Source organism: Salmonella sp. 32120201201600049SM (assembly GCF_017572835.1).
In the GTDB taxonomy this organism is placed as follows: Bacteria; Pseudomonadota; Gammaproteobacteria; order Enterobacterales; family Enterobacteriaceae; genus Salmonella; species Salmonella enterica.
Genome location: NZ_JAGESA010000011.1, coordinates 93,400 through 118,272, shown reverse-complemented (window position 1 = coordinate 118,272; position 24,873 = coordinate 93,400). Strand labels below are relative to the sequence as shown.

The window sequence follows — 24,873 nt, the reverse complement described above, 5'->3', positions numbered from 1 at the left end:
AATAGAGAATGCCCGTCGTGACGACGGGCATTAAATCACACCGGATTACTGCTGATGTTTAAGGATAAACTGACCTTTTGGCGGCACAGGGAAGCCATGCTCGATGTCATAAATAACATCGCCGCGCAAAATCGTTTTGGTAATACGCGCGCCAATAGTACGGCCAACATACGGACTGACTTTATGGCGATATTCCAGATCTTCATTTTTCAGAACATAGCTGCTGTCAGGCTGAATAAAGACCAGGTCAGCATCTTTGCCGGGGGCAATACGTCCTTTATGTTTCAGACCAAAAATATCGGCGGCGTTGGTCGCCATTAATTTGCCAAACATCGGCAACGACATACCGCGTTTTTGCACCGCTTCATCAAACATGACGTCCATGCAGTTTTGCAGTCCGGCAATTCCGCCCCATGCTTGCATGATATTGCCTGCTTTCATTTCCGGAGGGCATGGAGAGTGGTCGGATACCAGGCAGTCGATTTCGCCGTTAAACAGTTTTTCCCACATCCCTTTCTGGTTTTCCTGGTCGCGAATTGGCGGAGAACATTTTGCCAGGGTGCCAATCTCTTCGAACTGATCGGTATCGAGGACAAAATAGTGCGGGCACGATTCACAGGTGACATCCTGGCCTTCCTGACGCGCGCGCGTTACTTCCTCTACCCCCTCCGGGCTGCTGATATGGCAAACGTGCAGACGGCAACCTGCCGCTTTCGCCAGATACAGCACGCGACGAATGGCTTCCACTTCAGTAAATACCGGACGTGAGGCGACATAATCATGCGCCGTTACGCGACCTTCGCGTTTAGCTTCCTCGCCCAGCTCATCGCAAATCAGAGCATTTTCGCAATGTACCAGTACCGTCTGGTCCATTTCCCCCAATTTTTGCGCGCCTTTGTAAAACTGCCAGTCATTAACGTCGCGAAAATCATTATCGATGCCACGATCGCCGCAGGTGGCGACAAAGCACTTGAAGCCGACAACGCCCACTTCGTCCAGCTCATGAAGCCGATCCAGGTTATAAGAAACCAAACCGCCCAACTGCGCGGCGTCGATGGTCAATTTACCTTTTGCCGCGTCAAACTTGAGTTCAATCGTCTCACGATCGACCGTCGCCGGCAGCTGATTGAGCGGCATCTCAATCATCGTGGTAATACCGCCTTTCGCCGCCGCGCGGGTACCGGTTTCATAGCCTTCCCAGTGGGTACGGCCCGGTTCAGAAATGTGGGTATGCGCGTCAACCATGCCCGGCGAAACGATCAATCCCGTCGCATCCAGCACATTTTTCGCTTCCCCCAGGTTCTCGCCAATCGCGGCGATTTTTCCGCCCTGGACGGCGATATCGATAACTCTCGCTTCGTTTTCTAAGATGACAGTACCGTTCTTAATAATTAAATCAAAAGACATAACAAACTCCTTGTATGGATACAGATAGTTTTTAAATAGCGCACACTTCATTAAATACGCTTAATGCTTTTTCAATATTTAACCTGCGAGTTTTTTCTCTCCTGTATTTTCAAAACCCGTGCGTTTCTTCAATAGCGCATAAGCAACGAACGCAACTATTACGCCTACAAACCAGGACACGCGGGATAAAGGCTCCAAAAATGGTATAAACTTGCCGCCTAATGACAGAATAACTGCGACCAGGGTGACTGAAAATGCAGTCAGGTTAAATCCATTATCATAATATTTGTAATCACCGCTGGCGGTGTACAGCTCATCAAGATTAATTTTTCCACGCATTACCACAAAATAATGAGCTAACATTACGCCGATTACCGGGCCAAGCATACCGCCGATAATATCGAGGAACAGATAAATACTGTCCTGATTCTCCATTAATTTCCATGGGCAAATCAGTAGACTGATAATACTGGCAATCATTACGCCATTTTTATAGTTAAGCTTTGTCGGGGCAAGCGCCGCAATTTGATACCCCGCAGGTATAATATTACCGGTGGCGTTGGTTGAAATTGTCGTCATCAGAATCACCAGCACCGCAAAGAATGAAGCAAACAGGCTGTCCCAGCGCTGCACAATATCCAGCACGTTCCAGGTATCCATACCATAATGAATACTGGCTCCGGCAATAATGCACACGCTGGCTACGGCGAATAATATATACGCTACGATAAGCCCCAGTGTTTGTCCCAATGCCTGAGCGCGAAATGAATGCGCGTTTTGCGTGAAATCGGACGCACTCACTGCTGGCGCAGCCCAGACGGCGACTACGGCGTTAATCACCACCAGGAACAGAAAGCCGCTGTGCTCTGCTTTTTGCACGCCTGAAGGCAGATAGTCCAGAATCGGGCCAATGCCGACCAGCGATATTGCCCAAATAGCCATGCCGCCAAAGACAATGTAAATACATGGATTGAGAATAGCGGTAAATTTATTTAATACTTTACCACCGCCAAAACCGATGCCAACGTTAATAATCCAAAAAATTAGAAAAGTAATTAGTCCTGGCAGTGAAAGACCCAGCAGCTTGAAATCTCCGCCTAATGTCAGAAATCCTGGCCAGATCTTCCCAATCAAAATAAGAAATGCCAGCGATCCCGCGTAACACTGTAAGCCGAACCACATAATTGCCGCGATTCCCCCTCGCAATAATCCAGGGAATAGCGCGCCGCGGACGCCGTAAGAACCTCGCAATATCATAGCAAAAGGAACGCCATATTTGCTGCCTGCCGCGCCATTCATTACCATCGCCGCCGCAATAAATAATGCGCTGATAATAATGGCCAACATGATATTAAATGTTGATAGCCCCAGTATAAAAAAACCGCCGACCATAACGTAATTTGGCACATTATGTACAGATCCCATCCATAAGGTGAAATAGTTAAATGCCTTCCAGTTTCGTTGGGTTTCTGTTTTAGGTAATAAGTCTTCGCTATAACCGCGCTGCTGGTATAGCTCTCTTTGATGTTCCATAAATCCCTCTTTTCACGCATCGGATAACGTTGTTATGGGTTTAGCTATGAGGAACAAATAAATATAAAATAAAGAATTAGTAGATATAATTATTTTTAAGCTGAAGCAATACGTTGCGTTGCTTTCTTTTTATATAAAGTGACGACAGCAAAGATCAGCGTTCCGGTGACCACTAAACATGCTGAAATCACAAAACTGATCTCTTTCGACCCCGTTACATCCGAAATAAATCCGGTCAACGTTGGGGCGACAACCGCTGAACTCATGCCAAAGAAGTTAAAAAGGCTGAAAGCTCTTCCCAGACTTTTTGCCGAAGCCTGTTCAGATACAAAGGAGATCAGGATCGGGTCTACCGCCATTTTCCCCAGCAAGCCGTATAGCGTCAGGCTGACCATCAGCATCGTGGTATTCGGGGACAAAACCGTAAACGCCAACATTGCTGCTGCCACAATTTCCAGACCGAGAATAACCTTAACTTTACTGTTACGAAATTTATCTGACAGATGGCTAAAAAATAACGCCCCCGGTACGCCAACTACCGCCACCAGCGCTGATGCCAGCCCGATAGCTCCGCCATCAAATCCTCTTTCAGTCTGTAGATAAGAGGGCAGCCAGGTCACTATCAAATAATAACCGTAGCAGGTACAGAAATAGAGGAAGTAAACGCTACACAATAAACCAGAGAATAAAGGCGCGCGTTTCTCATCTTCCGTAACGGTTTGGGTTTGCTTTTCCGCTTGCGCAGAGTCGCTTTTGGCTTTACCACGAATGACCAGCGTAAAAACGCACAGCATGATTACTAATATCGCGGCCACGATATACAGTACATTCTGCCAGGCCATGCTCATGTTTTTTACTAATACGCTGGAACCGATTAAGCCAATCCCCATCCCTATAGCCGACCCGCTGTTGATAATCGCATTGGCTAATGCCCGACGGGCCTGCGGCACGTTTGCCGAAGAGAGTGAATAAGCCGAGCTAAAGAAAGAAGCGCATCCTCCGCCTGCCATTAGCGACCCTATATAGATCATGGTCAGGCCATTGGCTTTCGCGATACAGAGTGTACCAATAATAAAAAGCGTAAATCCGGCCATCAGCATGATTTTTTGACCGAATTTATCGACCAATATTCCGCAAGGGATTTGCATACTGCAGTAAGCAAAAAAGTAAAAACTTGCAATGGCGCCTATTTCAGCATTACTTACATTGTCTAAAGATGCCTGAATTTCTGGATAAATTGGCGTAAGCACGGTGCGATAGATCCAAATCGCTACCCAGCCCAGACTCATTACGACAACAATTTGTTTCCAGTAATCAATTCCGGATTTTTTAGTTTCACTCATGTTCTTCACCTTTACAGAGTGTTCCTTGTGAACAGGTATCGCTGCAGCCGCAGCGATACACATAATTAGGACAATTTATGATTGGCCATTAATTCCAGCGCCTGTACCATTGCCGAATGATCAAGCTGGCTCCCGCCATTTGCCGCACAGGTATTGAATAATTCCTGGCAGGTCGCCGTATTCGGTAAATTCAGCGCCAGCGCTTTTGCGCTTTGCAATGCAAGATTAAGGTCTTTCTGATGAAGCGCGATTTTGAAACCAGGCTCGAACGTCCGGTTGATCATCCGCTCGCCGTGAACTTCCAGAATGCGTGAAGAGGCGAACCCGCCCATTAACGCCTGGCGCACGCGTACCGGATCGGCGCCTGCTTTTGAAGCAAACACTAAGGCTTCAGAAACCGCTTCAATATTCAGCGCAACAATAATTTGGTTAGCCACCTTACAGGTTTGCCCATCCCCATTGCCGCCCACCAGGGTGATATTTTTTCCCAGGATGTCAAAGAGCGGTTTAACGCGGTCAAAGACTTTCTGCTCGCCGCCGACCATAATCGACAGAGTGCCTTCACGCGCCCCGATTTCTCCCCCGGAAACCGGGGCATCCAGGTAATCAGCGCCCATTTCATTAACGCGCTGGGCAAAACGTTTGGTTTCGATAGGAGAAATAGAACTCATATCGACGATGGTTTTTCCCTGAAGCGATGTTTTGGCGCAACCGTGTTCGCCAAATAACACCTCTTCAACCTGCGGCGTATCCGGCACCATTATGAAGATAATGTCTGCAAATTCAGTTACCTGACGTGCAGTCTCAACATTTACCGCCCCCAGCGAGAGCAGTTCGTCCGCGACCGGACCAATAGTCGTAACGTGTAATTGATGACCGGCGCGTGCCAAATTGATAGCCATTGGCGAGCCCATAATTCCCAGGCCAATAAATCCCAGTTTCATATACAACCTCTTTTATTGCTTTCGGTGTTTCCAGATTCAGGCAACACAATCCCTTTCCAACACAGTGGAAAAAAAAGCGCTGCCCGAATTATTCTGCGTTTTAACGGTACTGATTAATCCACGATAATCCCGCTTCCGTGGTAGTCAGTGGTTTATATTCACAGCCAACCCAGCCATCATAACCAGACTGTTTAATGACATTAAAAATAAAGTCATAATTAATTTCCCCGGTCCCCGGCTCGCCGCGACGCGGGTTATCAGCAATCTGTAAATGGCCTATTTTATCGGCCCATGCCGTCATGGTTTGCGTTAATTCCCCTTCCATGCGTTGCATGTGATAAATATCATACTGAATTTTGATATTATCGCTGCCGATATCCTTAATTAATGCTAACGCCTGTTGAGTGCCGGTGAGATGGAACCCCGGCATATCAAAGTGATTAATAGGTTCGATAAGTAATAAAATGTCTTCTTTCGCCAGCATATTTGCCGCATAGCGCAGGTTTTCGACCAACGTGTCGTGGATCTCCGTTGCGGAGAATCCTGACGGCGTTTTACCCACCAGACAATTTATTTTCTTATTGCCTAACGCACGTGCATAGCGGATTGCGGCCGCTACGCCATCGCGAAACTCTTCTTCGCGCCCAGGAATACAGGCAATTCCACGTTCGCCAGCCGCCCAGTCGCCAGCCGGTAAATTATGTAACGTATGTTCCAGATTATTATCCCTGAGCTTACGTTTTAACACTTCGATGTCGTTATCGTAGGGAAACATGAATTCCACGCCGCGAAATCCCGACAACGCCGCTTTATCAAAGCGTTCCAGGAAATCATATTCCGTAAACAGCATAGAAAGATTGGCAGAGAAACGTAACATCGATTACCTCCCTGACTCATATTTCATAAAACAGGTTTCTGTTGGCGCATCTTTCGCACTATCCGCAACTTCTTCAAACTCGGTTACGTTATCCAGTTCGCTGCCCATGGAAATATTGGTTACGCGTTCCAGAATGACTTCCACCACCACCGGAACGCGATATTGCGCCATCAGCGCTTTAGCTTGTTCAAATGCAGGCGCAATATCTTCCGGTTTAAAGACACGAATTGCTTTACAGCCTAACCCTTCTGCCACTTTTACATGGTCAACGCCATAGCCATTCACTTCGCTGGAATTGATATTTTCAAAGGCGAGCTGCACGCAATAGTCCATGTCAAATGCGCGTTGCGACTGGCGAATCAGACCAAGATAAGCGTTGTTAACCAGCACATGGATATACGGGATGTTAAACTGCGCGCCGACGGCTAACTCTTCAATCAGGAACTGGAAGTCGAAATCGCCGGAAATCGCCACCACATTGCGTTGCGGATCGGCAGCACAAACCCCTAATGCCGCCGGGATTGTCCAGCCAAGAGGCCCCGCCTGGCCGCAGTTGATCCAGTGTCTGTCTTTAAACACATGCAGCATCTGCGCTGCCGCGATTTGCGACAATCCAATGGTGGTGACATAGCACACATCGCGACCAAAGGCTTTGTTCATCTCTTCATAGACGCGCTGCGGCTTCACTGGCACGTTGTCAAAGTGAGTTTTACGCAGCAAAGTCCGTTTACGCTGCTGGCATTCGTCCACCCAGGTCTTCCGGCATGGCAAACGCCCCGCCTTTTGCATCTCCTGCGCGACATCGATCAGCAACGTTAGCGCCGCTTTGGCGTCCGAAACGATGCCCAGATCCGGGCACAACACGCGGCCAATTTGCGTCGGTTCAATATCGATATGGATGATTTTTCGCCCCTGAGTATATTTCTCAACGGACCCCGTATGACGGTTGGCGAAACGGTTACCGATGCCAAAAACCATATCAGATGCCAGCAGAGTGGCGTTGCCGTAGCGATGCGCCGTTTGCAGGCCGACCATCCCCGCCATTAAGGGGTGATCGTCCGGGATACAGCCCCAGCCCATCAGAGTAGGGATCACCGGTACGCTGGTCAGTTCGGCAAACTGCTGCAGCAGTGGCGCGGCGTCGGCGTTAATAACCCCGCCGCCCGCGACAATTACCGGACGCTCGGACTGAATCAGCATCTCCAGCGCCTTTTCAATCTGTACGCGGCTGGCGGCTGGCTTATATACCGGCAGCGGCTCATACATATCCGGATCGAATTCGATCTCCGCAACCTGGACATCAAACGGTAAATCAACCAGCACAGGACCTGGGCGGCCTGAGCGCATCAGATGAAAAGCCTGTTGTAATACGCGCGGCACCAGCGCCGCCTCACGAACCGTCACTGCCATCTTGCTGACTGGTTTTGCAATCGCTTCAATATCGACTGCCTGGAAATCTTCCTTGTGCAGACGCGCTCGTGGCGCCTGGCCGGTAATGCATAAAATCGGGATGGAGTCGGCAGAAGCGGAATAGAGCGCGGTGATCATGTCGGTTCCCGCCGGGCCGGAAGTGCCCAGGCAGACCCCAATATTACCTGCCGCCGCACGTGTGTAGCCCTCAGCCATATGCGAAGCGCCTTCCACATGACGCGCCAGTATATGGCGAATGCCTCCATGCTTACGCATTGCAGAATAGAAGGGGTTGATTGCAGCCCCAGGAACGCCGAATGCTGTGGTGATACCTTCTTTTTCCAGCACATACATTGCCGCATCCACGGCTCTCATTTTTGCCATTTTATTGCTACCTCTTTTTATTGGAAAAAGTTTCCAACTTTTAAAAATTTTAAAAAAGTCCCGCTCCAGCGAGCGGGATGCGGCTCAGGCTACAGGGGGTTTTAGCCCAAGCGCCGTACTGATGTCTTTCGCGGTATCCCGTACCAGTTCACCCTGGCTGATAAAGCGATCTTCCGTCAGCCGGGAAGCCGGTCCCGATATCGAGATAGCGGCGACCACGCTGCCCGCATCGTCATAGATAGCGGAGGCGATACAATTCAGCCCGACAACATGTTCTTCCTGGTCGACGGTGTAGCCCTGTTCACGCGCCTGCTCCAGATTTTTAAGCAGGATAGGTAAATCCACCAGAGTGGTCGGCGTAAACCGCCGCAAACCGGTATTGACGACGATCCCCACCAGCTCTTCTTCGGTGAGCGGGTAAAGCAGCGCTTTTCCGGCGCCGGAAGCATGTAACGGCAGACGACTCCCTAAGGGCGCGCACATTCTGACCATCGATTTGCACTCCTTTTGACCGATTAACACCGCTTCATTACCGTTGCGAATCGCTACGTTGACCGTCTCGCCAGAAAGCAGCATAAGTCGGTGCATAAAGGGTCCGGCCACCGAGAGGACATCGCGATTATGAATATACGCAGAGCCCACATTAAATACGCCTAAACCAATATGCCACCAGCCAAGCTGGCTATCCTGGTACACAAAATCAGCCGCTTGCAGTACCTTTAACAGGCGAAACGTCGTAGAAAGCGGTAAATCCAGGCTGCCGGAAATATCGCTAACTGATGAACTGCCGCCGCTTCTTTCGAGATATTGCAATATCGCTATGCCCCTCTCCAGCGCCTGAGCGCCTTTCTGCGCAGTCGGCTCTGCCTGTCCTGGCCTGCCGCGTCGTCTTACTTCCGTCATATTTACGTTAACTCCGGCCCAAAATATGAGCATAAACAATGAACAATATGTTCATCTTATGCAAGAAGGCCAATAGCGTCACGCAAAACAGAGTTCATGTGTCGGGATACTTTCAACATCACAGTTATCGCTGCCACCGCGATCCACCGTCAGAAAATCGGTAACCGTCTGCCACGCAAACAGCGGGTGATGCCATACATTACGGTGATAATTGACGCCCTGCCGTCCATTGCTAATAAACGCCCGCAGCGTGGAGAGATCGGGTTTATCATCGCCGAGCGCGACAATAACGACAAAAGCCTCGCCGTTCATCGGCACAAACGCCTGCGTACCTAAAGGATGACGTTCCAGTTCATGTACCACAATAGGCATCGCGGCCGGTTGCGCCCTGTTAATACTGATCAGCGTGCGATCCTGCTCCAGAACTTCAACCTTCGCCAGGTCGTGATATCGCTCAACTAACCCGTTGTTTATATGAAAAAAGTCACGTTCCTGCGTCTCAATAACATCGCCATAAGCGCTGAACGTCTTCTGATCTAACGGTAATACCTCAAGTTTCATTATTTTTCCCTTGTAGCTCGATTCCGTTTAACCGCGGTTTGGACTCTGTCCGGTTTCAATACCATGCAATCTAAAACCTTCGGGATTTAACATCAACATAAAAGTTGGAATATTTTTCCAAAAGTAGATTTAGACCACAAATCAAACATGGCTATTATGTAAAACTACTTAAAAATCATAGGAAAACAATTCTGGTTTTATCAGGATCGTAAGGAGGCGTCTGACGATGTTTGACCCGGAAACACTGCGTACCTTTATCAGCGTTGCCGAAACGGGGAGTTTCTCCAAAGCGGCGGAGCGTCTGTGTAAAACCACGGCAACCATTAGCTACCGCATCAAACTGCTGGAGGAAAATACCGGCGTAGGGCTGTTCTTTCGCACAACGCGAAGCGTCTCGTTGACGGCGGCGGGCTCTCACCTTCTCTCTCAGGCAAAAGACTGGCTTGCGTGGCTGGACAGCATGCCTGACGAGCTACGCCAGGTTAACGACGGCGTAGAGCGTCAGGTCAATATTGTGGTGAATAACCTGCTCTATAGCCCGCAAGCGGTCGCCAGTCTCTTATCGTGGCTTAATGCGCGTTACCCTTTCACCCAGTTTCACTTTTCCCGGCAAATTTATATGGGCGTCTGGGATTCGCTCCTGTATGAAGGTTTTTCGCTGGCGATTGGCGTAACTGGCACCGAGCCGTTGGCTAATACCTTTATGCTCGACCCTTTAGGTTCCGTACAATGGCGTTTTGTGATGTCCGCGGATCATCCTTTAGCTCACGTCAGCGGGCCTCTAACAGAAGCGCAGTTGCGCCGTTTCCCGGCAATTAATATCGAAGACAGCGCACGTACGCTGACCAAGCGGGTAGCCTGGCGCCTTCCGGGGCAGAAGGAAATTATCGTGCCTGATATGGAAACCAAAATCGCCGCTCATCTGGCAGGCGTCGGTATCGGTTTTGTCCCGCAGCCGCTTTGTCAAACGCTGATCGACAAAAACGAACTGGTAAGCTGTACCATCCCTACGATGCGTCCGCCCTCACCGTTAAGCCTCGCCTGGCATAAATTTGGCGGAGGCAAAGCGGTAGAAGACATTGTGAAATTATTTACCCAACGGCAACCCGAAATAGCCGGTTTTTTATCCATTTTCAATACCGTACGCTGTTAAAAATCAAGCCACTTTGCGAATTGGCGCGTAAAATAGCGCAAAGGATGATTTAAGGTTACGTTTTACGTTATGCAAGACAGACAAAAAGCACAGGACTATCGCGCGCTCCTCCTTGCCGATACGCCTTTAATTGATGTACGCGCGCCGATTGAGTTTGAACAGGGTGCCATGCCGGGCGCTATCAACCTGCCATTGATGATGGATGACGAGCGAGCCGCCGTCGGCACCTGCTACAAACGTCAGGGCGCGGATGCGGCGTTAGCGTTGGGGCATCGGCTGGTTTGCGGCGACATTCGCCAGCAGCGGCTTGAGGCCTGGAAAGCCGCGTATCAACGTTTCCCCAACGGGTATCTGTGCTGCGCGCGCGGCGGTCAGCGGTCACATATCGTACAACGTTGGCTGCAAGAAACAGGGATTGACTGCCCGCTTATTGAAGGCGGCTATAAAGCGCTGCGCCAGACAGCAATTCAGGCGACCTGGCAACTGGCGCAAAAACCGATACTTTTAATTGGCGGCTGTACGGGCAGCGGCAAAACGCAACTGGTGCGACAACAGCCCAACGGCGTGGATCTGGAAGGTCTCGCGCGTCATCGCGGCTCCTCTTTTGGCCGCACGCTGAACCCCCAGCTCAGCCAGGCCAGTTTTGAAAACAAACTTGCCGTTGAATTGCTGAAAATTAACGCGCGTCAGACGCTAAAAAGGTGGGTACTGGAAGATGAAGGGCGAACGATCGGCGCCAACCATCTGCCTGAGTGTTTACGCGAAAGAATGGCGCAGGCCCCCATTGCGGTAGTGGAAGATCCGTTTGCGCTTCGTCTGGAACGACTGCGTGAAGAGTATTTCATCCGTATGCATCACGACTTCACCCACGCCTACGGCGATGAAGCCGGTTGGCAGGCGTATAGTGAATATCTTCATCATGGACTGTTCGCTATTCGCCGCCGTCTGGGGTTGCAACGCTTTGCCGAACTGACGGACACGCTGGATAGGGCGCTGGCAGAGCAATTATCCAGCGGCAGCACCGACGGCCATATGGCATGGCTGGTTCCGCTACTTAACGAATATTACGACCCAATGTATCGCTATCAACTGGAGAAAAAAGCCGCGAATATCGTTTTTCGCGGCCCATGGCAAGACGTTGCCAACTGGCTAAAAGCGCAATAGCTTACTTTTATTGCCGGCTGACGCTACATTGAGCCGGCTTAGTGTCTGTCGCGCTTGTCGGCACGTTTTGCCAGCCAGTCGCCCAGCATCTGAACGACCTGAACCAGCACAATCAGCGCCACTACGGTAACAACCATCACTTCGGTTTCGTAACGGTAGTAGCCATAGCGAATCGCCAGGTCGCCTACCCCGCCGCCGCCGACAATCCCGGCCATCGCCGAGTAGCCGATTAAGCTTACCAATGTAATCGTCAGGCCGCGCAGCAGCCCTGCGCTGGCTTCCGGCAACAGTACGGTACAGATAATACGCATCGGACTAGCGCCGAATGCCAGCGCCGCCTCAATAATCCCTTTATCGACTTCACGGAGCGCGCTATCTACCAGGCGTGCATAAAACGCGATTGCGGCCACCGACAGCGGGACGGAGGCTGCAATCGGGCCTATCGTATTGCCCAGCAAAAGCTGCGTTAGCGGCAGTAACAGCACCAGTAAAATAACAAATGGCACCGAGCGGATAATATTCACCAGAACCGAGGCGACGAGATAAATAAAACGGTTCTGCCAGAACAGATGACGATCGGTGACAAAAATCAGAAAACCGAGCGGTAGACCGCCAAGAATCGCCAGCACCGTTGAAATACTCAACATCTGGAAAGTTTCATTGAACGCCAGCGTTAAATCCGGCAATAAATCATCCACGGATCACCTCCACCTGTGCGGTACGTTGACGGATATGCTCCACGGCGGCGGCCACCGCCGTTGGATTATGCGGCGCGATTAATTGCACCACCAGAATGCCCAACGCGCGTTCGCCGATATATTCAATCTTGCCATGCAGGATATTGACCGCGACGCCAAACTTGATCGCCACCTCCGACAGTACCGGCTGCTCCGCCGAATCGCCGATAAACAAAATTTTCAGCAACTGCCCGGGCAGGTGTTCCCGTAAACGTTCCGGCAGGGTCAAATTAAGGGTATGAGACACCAGTTGCTGTGTGAAAGCGTGTTGCGGGTGGGCAAACACATCAAACACCTCGCCCGATTCCACAACCTTACCGCCCGACATCACCGCCACGCGATCGCAAATAGATTTGATCACGTTCATTTCATGGGTGATCAGCACAATAGTAATCCCGAGCTGTGCGTTGATCTGTCTGAGCAGGGCCAGAATCGTGGCGGAAGTTTCCAGATCCAGCGCGGAAGTCGGTTCATCACACAGCAAAACATCCGGATGGTTAGCGATGGCGCGGGCTATCCCCACCCGCTGTTTTTGCCCGCCGCTGAGCTGTACCGGGAAACGGTTCGCTTTATCGGCAAGGCCCACCAGCGTTAAAATTTCCGCCACCCGCGGCGCGATTTTGCTGCGTTCCCAGCCAGCCGCTTTCAGGCTAAACGCAACGTTTTGCGCCACTGTCCGGGTATGCATTAAGTTAAAATGCTGGAAAATCATACCAATACGCTGCCGCGCCTGGCGTAACGCTTTTCCGTCCAGCGCCGAAATTTCCACGCCGTTGACGTTGACGCGCCCCTGGCTGGGACGCGTTAAGGCGTTCAGGGTACGCAGCAGAGTGCTTTTTCCTGCGCCGCTGGTACCGACAATGCCAAAAATCTCGCCCGCGGCGATATGCAGGCTCACATCATCCACCGCGCGCGTGGGGGTACCGCGACCGGCGGTAAAATCGACGCAGACTTTTTCTATTTCAATCATATTCACCTCAGAAATTGGGGATGGCTACCGCTGCGATCAGGGTGTCGCGGTCATCCATTCCGGTTTCTGGAAGGCGCTATAAATATTCTTTGGATCGTCGATGACCGCGCGATAAGCCGGCGATTTCACCGCCTCGACAATATCTTTGGCAAACGGCTTATCGGCATCTTCACTGCGTACCGCAATGATATTTTTCAGATTCTCATCCAGGTGTTCCTGCTTAATCGCGCTGGAGAGATCCAGTCCTGCCGCCACCGCAAAGTTCCCGTTAACCAGCGCGCCGGTCACGCCATCCAGCGTGCGCGGTAGCTGTGCGGCTTCCAGCGGTTTGAAAACCAGTCCTTTTGGATTGCTGGCGATATCTCGTTCAGAGGCTTTGGTCGGATCGATATTGTCCTTAATCGTGATAAGCCCCAACGATTGCAGGAAGCGAAGGCCGCGCGCCAGGTTGGTCGGATCGTTGGAGAGGGTAATAATGTCCCCTTTTTTAAGCGCATCCAGACTGTTGATTTTACGTGAATAGAAGCCCATCCCGGCGGTCGGTACCACAATAAGTTTGCTGAGCTTCAGCCCTTTGTCAGCGGTGAATTTGTCAAAATAGAGGGTATGTTGAAAGAGGTTGGCGTCGATGCTGCCGTTAGCTAACGCCATATTGGGCTGGACATAGTCGCTAAACTCGCGCACCACGACCTTATACCCTTTTTCTTTTAATGTCGGCGCAATCGCCTGCTTCACCATGTCGCCATACGGCCCTGGCGCGACGCCAAATACGATCGTTTGCGGGGAACCATCGGCATGGGCAAACTGTAATCCGCAGGCCAGTAATAGCGTGCTGGCCGCAATGCGTAAACTCTGACGCAATCCCATAATTTCTCCATTTTAAATAGTGTGATGCTGTGCCGGATGCCGTTCATGCGGCATCGTCTGTTTTGGCCCAAACGAAAGGCTATTTCTTAACATGACACAGATCACAGCCTGCTGTCCTTGAAATTATTTCATGATGTTTCCTGGTGTGTCGTTAAATGTACGAGGCAGGCGCTCAGGCGTGTGTCAGGCGGGAATGGCGTAAAGGGAAATGCCGGATAAGACGTTTTAACGCCAACATCCGGCACAGGAAAACGCTTTAGAAATCGTAACGCAGACGCACCAGGTTCATATCGCCCAGATTATCAGTGCTGGAGGTGAAAACATGTTCATAATCAACGCGGAAACCATAATCCAGTTGGAAGGTGATCCCCACGCCGTTATCGGTGCGCAGATAGTCGCGGCCATTCACATATTCAATGCGGTCGCCCATAAAGTACGGTTGAATAGCTTTCACGGCATACTGACCAATCGGGAAAGCGTAACCGACAAAATATTCCAGACCCCACGCATCGCCGGCAAAGTAATCATTCACAGACACTTTTTTGGTTGTCATAAAGTTCTGATACCAACCGCCGCCTGCGGCGATAGTCCAGTTTTCCGGCGTCCAGCTTAACGCGGTACCGACAATATTTTGATCGTAAGTTTTATTGCCGTTGCCGCGCATCTCCGCACGGGTATAGTTCCATGCCGTCCCCCAGGTCAGATCGTCGGTGAGATGGTAATCCGCGCCTAAAGAACCGCCGCCTTTACGTTTGTAATTCAGGCCGTTATTGGCATTATAATCGTCGCTGAACAGATAAGACGCGTAGAGATCGACATTGCCAATGCTTTTCTTATACTTCAATGACTTACGCGTGCGGTAAGAACCATCGTAGTCGCCGTTAATCCCGTTGCCCGGCGCCTGACCTATCATGTCGTAATCCCAGATATCGGTTTTTACGCCCACCACATCGTAATAAATGCTGTTCTGTTGACCGAAGGTCAGCGTTCCCCACGTCGCGCTCTTGAAGCCGGTATACAGCATACGGCGAGTGGTATCAGTCGCGCCCTTCGCATAATGGTTATCCCAGTCAAATACCGCAGGGATATTGACGCCCAGCTCGTAATAGCTAATCCAACTGATATCATCAAACAGATAATAATCCGCGGCGAAGCGGAAACGCGTCCCGCCATCAAAACCATTACGTTTATAACCGTTCGCGCCGTCATTACCGGTCATATTCTGGAACTGCGGACGAATACTCCCGCCAACGGTGAAATTGAGTCGGCTGAGTGGATTACCCGCCTGGGGATCTTGTTTTAAAACGGTGATTTCCGCCTGAGTGGCGAAAGGCATGAAAGCCACTGCCGCGCCGATCGATGCCGCCAACGCTGTTATTTTAATTGTCATTATATTTTCCTTGATAGATAGCCAATCCAAATCATTTAGCAGGCAAATAATAACTGTTATAAAACCTTACGTGTTGTGTATTTTTTAATGATTTGTGCTACTAAAAATCAAGGAGTTAGCAATTTGTGCGACTAAAAAAGTACGCGCCGTTTTAAAAACCGGCGCGAAATTATTCACATCATGAATTATCCGCTAAACTGTCGGAATAGCGCTTTGCCTTTCAGCAAACGAACGCCAAGCCAGCCGCCGCATACGGAAAGCAGCAGCGCGCCGCAAAACGGCAGTGCGCCCCATAAACGCCAGTCCGGCTCCCAGGGGAAATCAAAAACGTTGATTTGTAAGATCGCCAGCGCCGTTTCCGCGCCAATCGCGGCGACCAACCCGGCAACTAATCCCAGCATGGCGAATTCGCACCAGAGTGTGGTACGCAACAGTTTCTTTCCGGCTCCTAACGTGCGCCACACCACCAGCTCCTGATGGCGCTGACGCATCCCGACCTGTACCTGGGCCAGTAATAGCAACATGCCGCAGAGGGTGACTAGCACAACCATCACCTCCAGCGCCCGACTGACCTGCTCCAGCACCTGTCCCACCTGTTTCAGGATCGCCCCGATATCCAACAGGCTGACGGTAGGAAACTCGCGGTTAAGCTGCGTTAACATGCCGTTGCCATTCTCCCAGCGAAAACTGGTCAACCAGCTTTGTGGTTGCCCGTCCAGCGCCCCGGAAGGAAAAATGAAGAAAAAGTTGGGCCGCAGGCTTTCCCAGTCCACTTGACGCAGACTGGTAACTTTAGCGCTAAACGCCTGGGTATCGCCCATAAAGGTTACGCTATCGCCGAGTTTGACGTTCAGCCGCTTCGCCAGCCCCTCTTCCATGGAGACTTCGCCCGGTTTTGGCGGCCAGTGACCGGCGACCAGCGGGTTATGCGCCGGGCGCGTATCCTGCCAGGTCAAATTCAGTTCACGGTTGAGCGACTCATCCTGCTGACCTTCCGTCGGATTACCGTTTATCCTGGTTAACCGCGCCCGCACAATCGGATAAAACGTCTGCGGAATCACCTGATGTTCTGCCAAAAAGGCTTTCAGCGGCGCAACCTGTTCTGAAGCAATATTGATAAGGAAATAGTTCGGACTTTCCGGCGGGAGCTGCTGTTGCCAGCGATCAAGGAGGTCGCCGCGCAGCACCAGCAAGAGCGCCAGCAGCATAAACGAAAGCGAAAACGCCGAAAGCTGACTCAACGTTGACCACGGCTGACGCAGAAGTCGGCTGACGGCCAGACGCAGCGGTAGCGACGTCAACGTCATGCCGCGCAGCACGTTAAGCAGCATCCAGCCCACCAGACCGCACAGCAGCGCCAGTATCACGGCGCCCGCCAGAACCGCCCACAACAGCATACTTCCGCCCATCAATCCGGCGAGCAGCGCCACCACGACAGCGCAGGCAACAGGCAAATAAATTTTTAACGGCCAGACGCGAGCAACAACATCGCGGCGCAGCACCCGTAGCGGCTGGGTCGCCAGCAACAATCGATAAGGCCGTAAACCGACCAGCAGAGAGATGACCGTCATCGCGCCCAGCGCCCACAGCCAGGGCCACAGGCTGGCGGGCGGCAAATCGGCGGGCAATACCGGTTTTAGCAGCACCAGCAATATGTTTTCAAACAGTAACCCAATCGCGCCTCCCGTGACGGCGGAAAGCCCCAGCACCATCAACCACTGTCCGATAATAAGTTTACGCAACTGGGCCCGGCCCGCGCCCAACGTTTTTAAAATCGCCACCAGATCGTAGCGGCTACGGCAGTAATGGCTCATCGCCACCGCGACGGCAGCTACCGCCAGCAGTAGCGTTAATAACGCCGAAAGCAGCAAAAACTGCTGCGAACGTTCGAGCGATTTCCCCAATGCCCCGTCATCCTCCTCCAGTCCGTACCAGCGATGTTCCGGTTTAAGCTGCGGTAACAGCCAGCTTTCATAGCCAGCAAGCTGTTGCGGCGTTCCGCCGAATTTATACCGCCACATCACGCGGCTCCCCGGCTGTATCGCACCGGTTTTTTCCACATCGGCCATATTCATCATCAGACGCGGCGCCATCTGAAAAGGGTTAAACCCGGAATCCGGCTCCTGCACCACTTCACCGGCAATACGCAAGGTCACGTCGCCGACATCAATGGTATCGCCCGTTTTCAAATTAAGCAGCGCCATCAGACGCGGCGCCAGCAGTACGCTACCCGGCTGCGCTTTCACTCCGCCTGGACGGGTTTGCAATTCGCCGTACATCGGATAAACGCTATCTACCGCCTTCACGCTGGCCAGTTGCGGCGTATCGCCGGCAAACGTCATGGTCGCAAAGGTTAACTGCTCGCCCACGTTAAGGCCGCGTTTACGCGCCTCTTCAAGCCAGGCTTTCGGTACCTCCCGCGAACTTTGCAGCGTCCGATCGCCTGCCATAAACTCGCGGCTTTGCTGACTTAACCCTTTTTCCATCCGGTCGCTGATACTGCCGAGCGCCAGTACGCAGGCCACCGCCAGACTCAACGCCAGCCAGACAATAATCAGCGACGGCGAGCGCCATTCGCGCCAGAACCAGCGGGCTATCATGCCTCCTCCTGTAACTGACCGTTGACCAACCGCAGCCGCCGGTCGCAGCGCGCCGCCAGCGCCGGGTCGTGCGTCACCAGAATCAGCGTGGTGCCGTGCTCGCGGTTAAGCGAAAATAGCAGGTCGGCGATTTTATCTCCGGTCTGACGGTCAAGGTTGCCCGTCGGCTCATCGGCAAACAGCACATCAGGACGCCCGTTAAACGCGCGCGCCAGCGCTACGCGCTGCTGTTCGCCGCCGGAAAGCTGTGCCGGAAGGTGGTCAAGCCGTTTTCCCAGTCCCAGTTGTTCGAGCAGCGCTTTCGCCCCCGCCTTACTCTGACCGCTGTTTTCACCGCGTAGCAGGGCCGGTAGCTCAACGTTTTCCAGCGCGTTAAGCGTAGGAATAAGCATGAAGGATTGAAAAACAAAACCGACATGCTGAGCGCGAAGCTGCGCCCGCGCCTCTTCGTCCATCTGGTGAAGCGGTTTCCCCACCAGACTGACCTCTCCGCTACTGCCGTCATCCAGTCCGGCGAGAATCGCCAGCAGCGTAGATTTTCCCGATCCTGATTCGCCAATCAGCGCAATGGTTTCGCCGCGTTTGACAACCAGTTCAACTCCGGTAAGGATGGAAAGCTCATGCTCACCCTGACCGACGGACTTCCTGAGACGATGAACTTCAACACTGTTTTCCGCTGGCATTTGCCCTTCCTGTTTTTGATCCTGTTAACTTTCCGTGCCGCCGCCGCAGACACCTTATTAATTCTGGGCGATAGCCTCAGCGCCGGTTACCGTATGGCCGCCAGCGCGGCATGGCCGTCGCTCCTTAATGATAAATGGCAAAACAAAACGTCGGTCGTTAATGCCAGTATAAGCGGTGATACCTCGCAGCAGGGACTGGCGCGTTTGCCGGCGCTGTTGCAACAGCATCACCCGCGCTGGGTAGTGGTGGAGCTTGGCGGCAACGATGGCCTACGCGGTTTTGCGCCTGCGCAAACCGAACAGACGCTACGTAAAATCATTCAGACGGTGAAAGCCGCCGATGCCCAACCGTTACTGATGCAAATTCATCTGCCCGCTAACTACGGTCGCCGTTATAATGAATCCTTTAGCGCCATTTATCCTAAGCTCGCCAAAGAGTTCGATATTCCTCTGTTACCGTTTTTTATGGAAGAGGTATATCTGAAACCACAGTGGATGCAGGATGACGGTATTCATCCCAACCGCGACGCCCAGCCGTTTATTGCTGACTGGATGGCGAAGCAGTTGACCCCTTTTCTCTCCTGAATCATTCGAGTTGCATGAAGGCGGCACGTAAGAGAATTTCCAGGAGCACAGATACCTATGTGACTGGAGTAAACGAACGCACAGGCAACTTGAAGTATGACGGATATAGTTAAACACGACTCTTAAATCAACGGAGATCCTGACAGGTAAAGTTATGCAAAAATCGGTCTTAATAACAGGATGTTCCAGCGGAATCGGTCTGGACAGCGCGCTTGAACTTAAACGCCAGGGCTTTCAAATCCTGGCGGGCTGCCGCAAACCTGATGATGTCGCCCGGATGAACAGTATGGGATTTACCGGCGTGTTGATCGATCTCGACTCCCCTGAAAGCGTGGATCGTGCCGCCGATGAAGTGATCGCCCTGACCGATAATCGTCTGTATGGGATCTTTAACAATGCCGGCTACGGCGTATATGGCCCCCTTTCCACCATCAGCCGTGAGCAGATGGAGCAACAGTTTTCCAGTAATTTCTTCGGTGCGCATCAGCTTACTATGCGCTTACTTCCCGCCATGTTGCCGCATGGCGAAGGACGCATTGTGATGACCTCATCGGTAATGGGGCTGATTTCCACCCCAGGGCGCGGCGCTTACGCCGCCAGCAAATATGCGCTCGAAGCCTGGTCTGACGCGCTACGTATGGAGCTACGGCACACAGGCATTAAAGTGAGCCTGATAGAACCGGGGCCGATTCGTACCCGTTTTACCGATAACGTTAACCAGACGCAGCGTGATAAACCGGTAGAAAATCCCGGCATCGCCGCACGTTTCACCCGCGATCCTGACGCGGTAGTAGCGAAAGTACGTCATGCTTTTGCAAGCGATAAACCCAGGCTGCGCTATCCTGTTACGCTGGTCACCTGGGCGGTGATGGCGCTGAAACGCATATTGCCGGGCCGGATGCTGGATAAAATTTTACAAAGCTGAGTTGAAGCGCGCCCGTCAGCCCCCATGTAAACGTGACACAGACAAAAGAGAGCGACGCCATGTCCGTACAGAACATTGTCAATATTAATGAATCCAACCTGCAGCAGACCTTAGAGCAGTCCATGACCACGCCGGTACTGTTCTATTTCTGGTCTGAACGCAGCCAACACTGTCTGCAATTAACGCCAGTGCTGGAAAGTCTGGCTGCCCAGTACCACGGTCAGTTTATTCTGGCAAAGCTGGACTGCGACGCCGAACAGATGATCGCCGCTCAGTTTGGTCTGCGCGCCATCCCGACAGTCTATCTGTTCCAGAATGGCCAACCGGTCGATGGTTTCCAGGGGCCGCAGCCGGAAGAGGCAATTCGCGCTCTGCTGGATAAAGTACTGCCGCGTGAAGAAGAGCTAAAAGCGCAACAAGCGATGCAGTTAATGCAGGAGGGCAACTACATTGACGCGCTGCCGTTGCTCAAAGACGCCTGGCAGCTCTCTTCGCAGAACAGTGAGATTGGCCTGTTACTGGCGGAAGCGCAAATTGCGCTGAACCGCTCTGAAGAGGCCGAAGCGGTGTTAAAAACTATACCGCTACAGGATCAGGATACCCGTTATCAGGGGCTGGTTGCGCAGATCGAACTGCTTAAACAGGCGGCGGATACGCCGGAAATTCAGCAACTTCAGCAGCAAGTCGCGGAGAATCCGCAGGATGCGGCTTTGGCAACGCAACTGGCGTTGCAGTTGCACCAGGTCGGACGTAATGAAGAAGCGCTGGAATTGCTGTTCAGCCATCTGAGAAAAGATCTTACCGCCGCCGAGGGACAGACGCGCAAAACCTTCCAGGAGATCCTTGCCGCGCTCGGCACCGGCGACGCGCTGGCGTCGAAATACCGCCGCCAGTTGTACGCGCTACTGTATTAATCCTCTCTTGCCTGATGGCGCGCTTATCTGGCCTACCTGTCGTCCTCAGGCCGGATAAGGCGCTTGCGCCATCATTCGGCAACTATCATGATTTCTTGAGCGGCATCACTACCAACTGATGACGCGAATTATAGAACTTCCGGTAGGTTAAATAGCAGGCAATGATGGTAGACAGGCTGGCTGTCGACAACAGCATAAACGTTACCATAATTTGATATTTAATCGCTTTTACCGGATCGATCCCGGCAAAAATCAGCCCGGACATCATCCCCGGCAGGCTCACCAGCCCAACGGTCTTTGCCGAGTCGATCGTCGGGATAAGCGATGCGCGGATACTATCGCGGATAAGCCCGGCGGAGGCCATTTTTGGCGTTGCGCCCAAACTTAACTTTTCCTGGATTTGCTGCTGCTCGCTGTGAAAACGTAGCCCCAGTTGGTTGTAGCACAGCCCTACCGCTACCATCGCATTACCGGCGACCATGCCAGCGATGGGAATCACCTGCATCGGCGCAAATTCAATCGAACCGGTAAGCACCAGTACCGTCAGCGTTAGTCCGGCGCCGACGGTGATGGCGATAAACGAGGAGAGAAATGCCTTATCGATATATTTACTGCGCTTTTGCGCGTTCCAGGCGGCGTTAAAACAGATGAACAGCACCATCAGCAGCGTCAGGGCGGCATGATTAACGCCAAAGATGTATTTCAGTACATAGCCGACAATAATGAGCTGTATCACCGCCCGGCATACGCTCCACAGAATATCTTTTTCCAGCGCCAGCTTTTCCTTGTGACTGATGAGCATCGCGACCACCACCAGCAGCATCGATAACGCCAGCGAGGTATTGGTAATATTATGCTCGTTCATAACGCGCCTCCTGCATCTCTCCGGCAGATGGCGTTAACGTTATCACCTTATCCGCGTGTTGAATTTCATCTTTATCATGCGTTACCCACAAGACAGCGACCTGCTTATCGCGAACATAGCGATGAATAATATCATTCACATTCCGTTTGTTATGTTCATCCAGCGCGCTGGTTATTTCGTCGAGTAACAGTATTTTCGGCAGAAACTGTAGATTACGAATTAGAGCAATACGCTGTTTTTCCCCGCCGGAAAGCGCGGCAATCGGTTTTTGCAGAATCGTCTCCGGCAGTTCAAAACGCGCCAGATCATCTGCGAAGGCTGTCGGCTGCGGGCGCTGATGGCGAATTTGCCAGGGAAAAATCAGGTTATCGTAAACCGTATCGCCAAATAGCGCTGGCGTCTGAGCGCAATAAGAAACCTGCTGGCGATAGGCTTCCGGACTCAGAGTAGTAATATCCTGCCCCTCAAAAAGAATCACGCCGATATCAGGGCTTATTAACGAGGCCACCATTTTCAACAACGTACTTTTTCCGCAGCCAGAAGGACCGGTAATTAACTTAAATTCGCCGCGTTGCAGCGTAAAACTGATGTTATTCACTATTTTTGTCGTCGCAGTCCGGTAACCGACCTGCTTTAACTCAAGCAACATGCTACGTTCTGTCATTTATTGCGCATCCGTTGTTCATATTTTTATAGCGATAGTGTATCCCTGTAATTAATAAGGGGGGAACATGCTTTACTGAATCAGGTATAATTCGCTTAATTCGTCAGCAAAATCGGTTTATGGACAACGCAACAGGAGGTTTAGCTATGCTCATTCTTATCCCTATTCTCATTTTCGTCGCGCTGGTGATCGTCGGCGCGGGCGTCAAAATCGTTCCGCAGGGATACCAGTGGACGGTGGAGCGCTTTGGACGTTACACCAAAACCCTGCAGCCGGGATTAAGCCTTGTTGTACCGTTTATGGACAGAATTGGCAGAAAGATCAATATGATGGAGCAAGTGCTGGATATTCCGTCGCAGGAGGTGATCTCAAAAGATAACGCCAACGTCACTATCGATGCGGTCTGTTTTATTCAGGTTATCGATGCGCCGCGCGCCGCCTATGAAGTCAGTAACCTGGAACTGGCGATCATTAACCTGACCATGACCAATATCCGTACGGTGCTCGGTTCGATGGAGCTGGATGAAATGCTCTCCCAGCGCGACAGCATCAACACGCGGCTGCTACATATTGTCGATGAAGCCACCAATCCGTGGGGAATTAAAGTTACCCGTATCGAAATTCGCGATGTCCGCCCGCCCGCGGAATTGATCTCCTCTATGAACGCCCAGATGAAAGCGGAACGTACCAAACGCGCCTATATCCTTGAGGCCGAAGGGGTACGTCAGGCGGAAATCCTGAAAGCCGAGGGGGAAAAACAGTCGCAGATTCTGAAAGCCGAAGGCGAACGTCAGTCCGCTTTCCTGCAGGCGGAAGCGCGCGAACGTTCCGCCGAAGCGGAAGCCCGCGCTACGCAGATGGTATCTGAAGCCATCGCCGCCGGGGATATTCAGGCGATAAACTACTTCGTGGCGCAGAAATACACCGAAGCGTTACAGCAAATCGGCTCGGCGAATAACAGCAAAGTGGTCATGATGCCGCTGGATGCCAGCAGTCTGATGGGCGCTATCGCCGGGATCAGCGAGCTGGTTAAGGACAGCGCCAGCGAACGGAAAAAAGCATGATAGCGATGATTCTGGTACATCCGCATATCTTCTGGCTTAGCCTCGGCGGCCTGTTGTTGGCTGCGGAAATGCTCGGCGGTAACGGCTATTTGCTGTGGAGCGGCGTGGCGGCAGTGATTACCGGCTTAACCGTCTGGCTCTTACCGCTCGGCTGGGAATGGCAGGGCGTGCTGTTTGCGGCCTTAACGTTGCTGGCGGCCTGGCTTTGGTGGCGCTGGCTGGCGCGTCGCGTGCGGGAACAGAAGCCGACCGACAGCCGCCTTAACCAACGCGGACAACAACTGGTAGGCCGCCGGTTTATGCTTGATGCCGCGTTAGTGAACGGACGGGGTCATATGCGTGTCGGCGACAGCTCGTGGCCGGTATGCGCTGACGAAGACCTGCGCGCAGGTACGCATGTCGAAGTGATCGCCGTGGAAGGCATCACCTTACGCATTCGTGCCGTTTAATCAACGTGGCTTTTGCGCCTTGTGATGACAGCAGCCGGAAAGATTATCAATAATCGGGCAGTCGGCGCTGTCATCGCCGGGACAACTCTCCGCCAGCGCCAGCAGTTGATCGCGCATTGATTGCAGCTCGCTGATATGGCGCTCGATCTCCGCGACCTTTTCCAGCGTCCGCTTTTTCACATCTGCGCTATGGCGTCGCGGATCGTTAAACAGATTGACCAGTTCGCCACACTCTTCCAGATTAAACCCCACCTGCCTCGCCTGTCGCAGCAACGTCAGCTCGTTTAAATGCTTCTGCGTGTAGGTGCGATAACCATTTTCGCTACGTAATGGCGGCGTCACCAGCCCTTTCTCTTCATAAAACCGAATGGCTTTGCTGGTTAAACCGGTTTTTTTCGCCACATCGCTAATATTCATATTTCCCCCTTGACCTTAACCTTGCTGGAAGGTTTAACCTTTATCACAGTGAGTCACTACGATT

General features: G+C 52.0%; 24 protein-coding genes. 7 read left to right on the top strand and 17 right to left on the bottom strand.

What is annotated here, in order from left to right:
- Positions 1 to 45 precede the first annotated feature (45 nt).
- The 8 genes from allB to allA form a co-directional block, all read right to left on the bottom strand.
- The gene (gene allB, locus J4650_RS18830) at positions 46 to 1,407 is read right to left on the bottom strand and encodes an allantoinase AllB (protein WP_000006865.1); all 1,362 of its coding nucleotides are present in this window, start codon (positions 1,405 to 1,407) and stop codon (positions 46 to 48) included.
- A 78-nt stretch (positions 1,408 to 1,485) separates the two neighbouring features.
- Positions 1,486 to 2,940 (bottom strand): putative allantoin permease, encoded by a 1,455-nt coding sequence (locus J4650_RS18825; RefSeq protein ID WP_000401059.1) that lies wholly within the window; start codon positions 2,938 to 2,940, stop codon positions 1,486 to 1,488.
- 95 nt (positions 2,941 to 3,035) lie between these two features.
- On the bottom strand, positions 3,036 to 4,283 hold the full coding sequence (locus J4650_RS18820; RefSeq protein ID WP_023993886.1) for an MFS transporter: 1,248 nt from the start codon (positions 4,281 to 4,283) through the stop codon (positions 3,036 to 3,038).
- 65 nt (positions 4,284 to 4,348) lie between these two features.
- A complete protein-coding gene (glxR, locus tag J4650_RS18815) occupies positions 4,349 to 5,227 on the bottom strand; it encodes a 2-hydroxy-3-oxopropionate reductase (protein WP_000765815.1) in 879 nt (292 codons plus the stop codon).
- A gap of 100 nt (positions 5,228 to 5,327) precedes the next feature.
- Complete coding sequence (gene hyi / locus J4650_RS18810) at positions 5,328 to 6,104, bottom strand: hydroxypyruvate isomerase (protein ID WP_000943591.1); 777 nt, start codon at positions 6,102 to 6,104, stop codon at positions 5,328 to 5,330.
- Positions 6,105 to 6,107: 3 nt separating this feature from the next.
- Positions 6,108 to 7,898 (bottom strand): glyoxylate carboligase, encoded by a 1,791-nt coding sequence (gene gcl / locus J4650_RS18805; protein WP_023993887.1) that lies wholly within the window; start codon positions 7,896 to 7,898, stop codon positions 6,108 to 6,110.
- 84 nt (positions 7,899 to 7,982) lie between these two features.
- Complete coding sequence (gene allR / locus J4650_RS18800) at positions 7,983 to 8,801, bottom strand: HTH-type transcriptional repressor AllR (RefSeq protein ID WP_000141265.1); 819 nt, start codon at positions 8,799 to 8,801, stop codon at positions 7,983 to 7,985.
- 78 nt (positions 8,802 to 8,879) lie between these two features.
- A complete protein-coding gene (gene allA / locus J4650_RS18795) occupies positions 8,880 to 9,362 on the bottom strand; it encodes an ureidoglycolate lyase (RefSeq protein WP_000764659.1) in 483 nt (160 codons plus the stop codon).
- A gap of 226 nt (positions 9,363 to 9,588) precedes the next feature.
- On the opposite strand from allA, the gene allS reads away from it, so the two are divergent.
- Positions 9,589 to 10,515, top strand: a complete 927-nt coding sequence (allS, locus tag J4650_RS18790; protein ID WP_000460169.1) for an HTH-type transcriptional activator AllS — start codon at positions 9,589 to 9,591, stop codon at positions 10,513 to 10,515.
- A 69-nt stretch (positions 10,516 to 10,584) separates the two neighbouring features.
- A complete protein-coding gene (mnmH, locus tag J4650_RS18785; protein WP_001154077.1) occupies positions 10,585 to 11,679 on the top strand; it encodes a tRNA 2-selenouridine(34) synthase MnmH in 1,095 nt (364 codons plus the stop codon).
- Between the two features lie 38 nt (positions 11,680 to 11,717).
- Here mnmH and J4650_RS18780 read toward each other — a convergent pair whose 3' ends face one another.
- The 6 genes from J4650_RS18780 to ybbA all read right to left on the bottom strand — a co-directional run bounded on the left by J4650_RS18780 (position 11,718) and on the right by ybbA (position 18,926).
- Positions 11,718 to 12,377 carry a methionine ABC transporter permease gene (locus tag J4650_RS18780; RefSeq protein WP_000342247.1) on the bottom strand — a complete coding sequence of 220 codons (660 nt, stop codon included), beginning with the start codon at positions 12,375 to 12,377 and terminating at the stop codon, positions 11,718 to 11,720.
- Positions 12,370 to 13,386 (bottom strand): virulence-associated ABC transporter ATP-binding protein SfbB, encoded by a 1,017-nt coding sequence (gene sfbB, locus J4650_RS18775; RefSeq protein ID WP_023993888.1) that lies wholly within the window; start codon positions 13,384 to 13,386, stop codon positions 12,370 to 12,372. The genes J4650_RS18780 and sfbB overlap by 8 nt, the downstream gene beginning before the upstream one ends.
- Before the next feature lie 36 nt (positions 13,387 to 13,422).
- Positions 13,423 to 14,253, bottom strand: a complete 831-nt coding sequence (locus J4650_RS18770; RefSeq protein WP_000524311.1) for a MetQ/NlpA family ABC transporter substrate-binding protein — start codon at positions 14,251 to 14,253, stop codon at positions 13,423 to 13,425.
- Positions 14,254 to 14,509: 256 nt separating this feature from the next.
- Positions 14,510 to 15,643, bottom strand: a complete 1,134-nt coding sequence (locus J4650_RS18765) for a porin (RefSeq protein ID WP_000152869.1) — start codon at positions 15,641 to 15,643, stop codon at positions 14,510 to 14,512.
- 185 nt (positions 15,644 to 15,828) lie between these two features.
- Complete coding sequence (gene ybbP, locus J4650_RS18760; protein WP_023993889.1) at positions 15,829 to 18,243, bottom strand: putative ABC transporter permease subunit YbbP; 2,415 nt, start codon at positions 18,241 to 18,243, stop codon at positions 15,829 to 15,831.
- Positions 18,240 to 18,926: a putative ABC transporter ATP-binding protein YbbA gene (ybbA, locus tag J4650_RS18755; protein WP_001110598.1), complete on the bottom strand. Its 687-nt coding sequence runs from the start codon at positions 18,924 to 18,926 to the stop codon at positions 18,240 to 18,242. Before ybbA ends, ybbP begins: the two co-directional genes overlap by 4 nt.
- Between ybbA and tesA the strand changes: the two genes are divergently transcribed.
- The 3 genes from tesA (at position 18,897) to cnoX (ending at position 21,350) form a co-directional block, all read left to right on the top strand.
- Positions 18,897 to 19,511 carry a multifunctional acyl-CoA thioesterase I/protease I/lysophospholipase L1 gene (tesA, locus tag J4650_RS18750; protein ID WP_001010574.1) on the top strand — a complete coding sequence of 205 codons (615 nt, stop codon included), beginning with the start codon at positions 18,897 to 18,899 and terminating at the stop codon, positions 19,509 to 19,511. The genes ybbA and tesA overlap by 30 nt on opposite strands.
- A 154-nt stretch (positions 19,512 to 19,665) precedes the next feature.
- Entirely contained in the window at positions 19,666 to 20,436 is a 771-nt protein-coding gene (locus J4650_RS18745) for an SDR family oxidoreductase (protein WP_001172802.1), read from the top strand.
- Positions 20,437 to 20,495: 59 nt separating this feature from the next.
- The gene (gene cnoX, locus J4650_RS18740; protein WP_000116061.1) at positions 20,496 to 21,350 is read left to right on the top strand and encodes a chaperedoxin; all 855 of its coding nucleotides are present in this window, start codon (positions 20,496 to 20,498) and stop codon (positions 21,348 to 21,350) included.
- Between the two features lie 85 nt (positions 21,351 to 21,435).
- On the opposite strand, the gene fetB is transcribed toward cnoX, so the two are convergent.
- Together fetB and fetA are read right to left on the bottom strand one after the other, a co-directional pair.
- On the bottom strand, positions 21,436 to 22,215 hold the full coding sequence (gene fetB / locus J4650_RS18735; protein ID WP_001002130.1) for an iron export ABC transporter permease subunit FetB: 780 nt from the start codon (positions 22,213 to 22,215) through the stop codon (positions 21,436 to 21,438).
- Positions 22,202 to 22,879 carry an iron ABC transporter ATP-binding protein FetA gene (gene fetA / locus J4650_RS18730; RefSeq protein WP_000140192.1) on the bottom strand — a complete coding sequence of 226 codons (678 nt, stop codon included), beginning with the start codon at positions 22,877 to 22,879 and terminating at the stop codon, positions 22,202 to 22,204. The genes fetB and fetA overlap by 14 nt, the downstream gene beginning before the upstream one ends.
- A 146-nt stretch (positions 22,880 to 23,025) precedes the next feature.
- Between fetA and J4650_RS18725 the strand changes: the two genes are divergently transcribed.
- Together J4650_RS18725 and J4650_RS18720 are read left to right on the top strand one after the other, a co-directional pair.
- The gene (locus tag J4650_RS18725; protein WP_000906146.1) at positions 23,026 to 23,943 is read left to right on the top strand and encodes an SPFH domain-containing protein; all 918 of its coding nucleotides are present in this window, start codon (positions 23,026 to 23,028) and stop codon (positions 23,941 to 23,943) included.
- The gene (locus J4650_RS18720; RefSeq protein WP_000561177.1) at positions 23,940 to 24,392 is read left to right on the top strand and encodes an NfeD family protein; all 453 of its coding nucleotides are present in this window, start codon (positions 23,940 to 23,942) and stop codon (positions 24,390 to 24,392) included. Before J4650_RS18725 ends, J4650_RS18720 begins: the two co-directional genes overlap by 4 nt.
- Here the strand turns inward: J4650_RS18720 and cueR are convergent, their stop codons facing one another.
- A complete protein-coding gene (cueR, locus tag J4650_RS18715) occupies positions 24,393 to 24,809 on the bottom strand; it encodes a Cu(I)-responsive transcriptional regulator (protein ID WP_001026760.1) in 417 nt (138 codons plus the stop codon). It abuts the gene before it with no gap.
- Between the last annotated feature and the right edge of the window lie 64 nt (positions 24,810 to 24,873).